General features: G+C 40.4%; 5 protein-coding genes. All 5 read left to right on the plus strand.

Annotated features, from left to right (window positions below):
* Window positions 1-241, plus strand: a 241-nt coding sequence (locus MTBBW1_RS28650; RefSeq protein WP_186441623.1) for a HAMP domain-containing protein, incomplete at its 5' end; no start/stop codon positions are given.
* Between the two features lies 1 nt (window position 242).
* Window positions 243-815, plus strand: coding sequence for a hypothetical protein (locus tag MTBBW1_RS21570; protein WP_080807048.1), 573 nt, complete (start codon window positions 243-245; stop codon window positions 813-815).
* Window positions 816-839: 24 nt separating this feature from the next.
* On the plus strand, window positions 840-2408 hold the full coding sequence (locus MTBBW1_RS21575; RefSeq protein ID WP_186441625.1) for a tetratricopeptide repeat protein: 1569 nt from the start codon (window positions 840-842) through the stop codon (window positions 2406-2408).
* A 262-nt stretch (window positions 2409-2670) separates the two neighbouring features.
* Window positions 2671-3021, plus strand: a complete 351-nt coding sequence (locus tag MTBBW1_RS21580; RefSeq protein WP_080807052.1) for a type II toxin-antitoxin system RelE/ParE family toxin — start codon at window positions 2671-2673, stop codon at window positions 3019-3021.
* Window positions 3018-3212: a hypothetical protein gene (locus MTBBW1_RS21585; protein WP_080807054.1), complete on the plus strand. Its 195-nt coding sequence runs from the start codon at window positions 3018-3020 to the stop codon at window positions 3210-3212. The genes MTBBW1_RS21580 and MTBBW1_RS21585 overlap by 4 nt, the downstream gene beginning before the upstream one ends.
* The last annotated feature ends 280 nt before the right edge of the window (window positions 3213-3492 follow it).

A 3492-nucleotide genomic window follows, 5' to 3' on the forward strand; every position in this document is an offset into this window, starting at 1 on the left:
TATACAGCGTATTGCCGGAGGAGATCTTAAAAGTCGTATATATATCCGCAACGGGGATCAGCTTGAGGAGATGGCCAAAACACTGAATCTTATGATCCAGAGTCTTAACCGCAAGGTATCCTCACTTCGGGGAGGGATTACAGAACTCTCCCGAAAAGCTGAAGCTGAGGGCATTTCTGTGGATATTTTGAAGGATATACGCTCCATTGAAGAAAACCTTGACGAGATGTTTGAGCTTTAGGATGAGAATAAAAGTTTTATTCGCATATGTAACTGCTGCCCTTGTAATTTCCGGTACCTTTTCTTTGCCCCCTCTCAGGGCAGCATCAGGAAAATGGAATCTTCTGGAAACCAAGTATGTCAAGATCTATTATCAGAATCAGGAAGATATTGAGATGTTTGATAAAAAGATTGATTATGACATGGATTCCCAGGGGTTTGGTTTTTTTGGCAATAAAAGGAGCGGGGCTGATTTTGAAGATGAGCTTAAAAAAAAGATTGACTCCCTTTATGAACGGGTACAGGCCATTCTGGATATGCGAAAAGCCATGAAAAAGGTGAGTGTAAAGATATACACCGATGAAAATGCCCTCTGGGACGCTTATGAGGCTATATATCAAAAGAGAAAACAACTGCGGGCATGGTATATTTTTGAATACCATACCGTATATGTGAACAGGGAAGACCTCAATGAGGGAATTCTTGCCCATGAGATAGCACATGCTGTTATTGACAACTACCTTGATGTTCGTCCTCCGGCTGCCACAGCAGAGATTCTTGCCCGTTATGTTGATATGCATCTTTTTGAGGATTGATGAATCAGGATGAACCATCAAATAATGAAAATCCCATTTTATAAAGCCTCTGCTATTGCCATTATAGCGGGACTCATTCTCGTAGCCATGGGGTGGAATATGCTGTTGACCCTGTCCCGTTACAACTATCAGAAAGGAGTTAATGCCCTTGACACAGAAAGGTATGATCATGCTTTGATCTGCCTTGCCAATGCTGAATCTTTTTTACCTGATCTTTTTGTTGATCTTCCTGTTTCACGGGATTTTTTTCGTATCTATTTTGCCCGGGGGCAGGCCATGTATCATAAGGCAACCGCAGCCGGAGATAGGCTGGCTGAATTTGAACTTCTGGAAAAATCCTGCGCTGATCTAAAAGAGGCAGCAGCCTTAGCACCGTCAAGCTACCGTGTAGCCATTTGGCTGGCAAAGGTTACAGCAAGGCTTGAACTCATCTTTCCCCATGTTCACAGGGATCAGGAGAATCCTTACAGTGCCCTTGAGCTTTATAAGACAGCAGCGCAGTTGCGGCCTTCTGGTATCACTGTTCACTATGAACTTCTCAAATATATGTCTGTCAGGGGAATTACCAGCGGATTTGATGAGCTGGCCGTGAAAACGGTTCAGATATTTCCTGGGGCATACGCTTATCTGAAAAAGGAGTCTTTTTATACACCTGCCCTTGGGGAGAAGATTAAGGAAGGGGTGTTAAAAGCTGCGGAACTTGAAATAACACCCAGAACCACCTATGGGGTGCTCTCTTCAATTTACAGGGATGAGGGGGATTTTGACAGGGCTGCCTTTTATTATGGTGAAAGTTTAAGATTTTCTCCATCCAGTAATAACTACAGCCATTTTCTGCATCTTGGTTGGCTTTTCATGAAAAAGGGTGATATGGCAGATGCACATGCCATGTATATCAAGGCACTTAAAGAGAGTGGAGATGTCGGAGCTGCCCTGAACAGGATTTACAGTTATTATAAAAATGAGGATGATCTTGAGGGGTTCATGCAGCTTACTGTGGTTATTGAAGATGAGTGTCACTCTTCGGAGGAGCTTGATCTTGCAATGGCAAAATGCCGCATGGATATGGAATTGTACGGACTTGCAAGGGCAATACTTATCAGAAGAAGTGTGGAAAAACCTTCAGCCGTGGTTTATGGCATGCTTGCTGAAATTGCCCTGAAAGAGAAGGATTGGGACAAAATGGAGCTTGCTGCCCAGCGTGCCACTGTTTTTGAGCCGGAAAATTCCGTGTATTGGAAGCTCTTTGCAAGGGCATTGCAGAATCAGAGGAAATTTGACAGTGCTGAAGATGCTGCGGACAGGGCACTTGATGCAGCAAAAAGTCAGAAGGAAAGGGCAGGCATACTTGATCAGCGTGCATGGATTCGATGGAGTGCCGGTGACCTGGATGGTGCACTAAAGGACTGGCAGGCTGTTTCTGCAATTAACCCTGAAAACCCATGGTTTTATTACAGGATATCAATGGCATGCAACAGACTTGGAAAAGATGCTGATGCCGAAGATAATGCACGTAAAGCACTGGAGTTGAAACCTGATAATGAAACTTTCATAAAATGGTATGGCAAGATGGAGAAGAATCTTCAAAAATAGTTTTTGAGTTGTTGATTTAAGCATCTCTTCTGCCGTAAAACCCTTAAGGCAACTAAATAAAAACTATCCAAATCTGGGCATCCTTCATATCAGCTCAAAAGTAGTTTACACTTTTCGGAAAATTTTGAACCATGATTAAAGGATTTAAGGATTAACATGATGAATAATCAAGAAAATCCCTTAATCATGAAAATCATGGTTCAGAAAAGTGTAAACCGATAAATGAAAGATGCCCAAATCTGAACCTGGAAATAGATAATAAATGCTTTTCACTTATGACTTTGCCATAATCAATGATAAAGTTCCTATGATAGAATTTTTAGAGAGCCTCACTCTAAAGGAACGTGCTAAAGTATTTGTATATATTGATAAATTCATTGAGTTAAAAAATAATGGCTTGCAGCCGAAAGAGAATTTGTCCAAACATATAGGAGACGGTATCTTTGAACTCAGGGTGAGTTTTGGCAATCGCATTGCGAGAAACTTTTATTTCTATGAGTCCAATGGACAGATAATCTTCACACATGGTTTTATTAAAAAAGAACAGAAAACGCCTGACAAGGAAATACAAAAAGCTATATCAATTCGTAAAGTCTTTAGAGGTAGCAAATGAATACAGCACAAAAATACTTCCAGCAACAATTAAATAACAGTGAGTTTAAACACTCATACCTTGAAGAGAAAACTAAACTGGATATTGAATATCAATTGGAAGAATTAAAGAGAGATATTCAAGCAGTCAAGCCTGTAGATGAACTAATAAAAAAAATTGAAAATATTGAAAAATATCTTATGGCTGTTTAAGGCTAACCTGACGGCAGGCATACTTGATCAGCGTAAATGGATTCGATGGAGTGCCGGTGACACGGATGGTGCAAAGCACTGGAGTTGAAACCTGATAATGAAACTTTCATAAAATGGTATGGCAAGATGGAGAAGAATCTTCAAAAATAGTTTTTGAGTTGTTGATTTCAGTACTCATTGTTTTTACCGTGCATATGGGGCTTATTTTTGTATTTGGGGATGATTGATGTATAATCATCCCCTTTTTTTATTTTTTTTTAAAGGATTGACAGTGGAGGTA

The organism is Desulfamplus magnetovallimortis (genome assembly GCF_900170035.1).
Lineage (GTDB): Bacteria > Desulfobacterota > Desulfobacteria > Desulfobacterales > Desulfobacteraceae > Desulfamplus > Desulfamplus magnetovallimortis.